The sequence below is a fragment of the Corallococcus praedator genome, assembly GCF_003612125.1.
GTDB lineage: Bacteria > Myxococcota > Myxococcia > Myxococcales > Myxococcaceae > Corallococcus > Corallococcus praedator.
On sequence record NZ_RAWI01001392.1, the window covers coordinates 1 to 392 of the forward strand.

Genomic DNA, 392 nt, shown 5'->3' on the forward strand with positions numbered 1-392 from the left:
AGATCATCGGCTCCGGGCCTTACAAATTCGTTCCGGGCGAGTTTGTGCCGGGCCAGCGGTCGGTCTATCTGAAAAACACGGATTATGTTCCGCGTTCGGAACCTGCCAACGTCCTCGCGGGTGGAAAGATCGCCCATATCGACCGTGTGGAATGGCGCAGTCTCGATCCCACAACGGCGACGGCCGCGCTGATCACGGGTGAGGTCGACTTTTTGCAGTCGGTCGGGGTCGACGTCATCCCGGTTCTCAAGAAAGAGAAAAGCGTCCAGGTCGTGGAATACGATCCGGAGGGGCTCACGAACATCGTGCGCTTCAATGTTCTTCATCCTCCTTTCAACAATAAGCGGCTGCGCCAGATCGTTCTCGAGGCGATGGATCAGGATGATGTTAAC

1 protein-coding gene is annotated in these 392 nt (G+C 56.6%); it reads left to right on the forward strand.

Features of this window, described 5'->3' with window-relative positions; genetic code table 11:
• Positions 1-392, forward strand: a 392-nt coding sequence (locus tag D7Y13_RS44600; protein WP_208734757.1) for an ABC transporter substrate-binding protein, incomplete at both ends; no start/stop codon positions are given.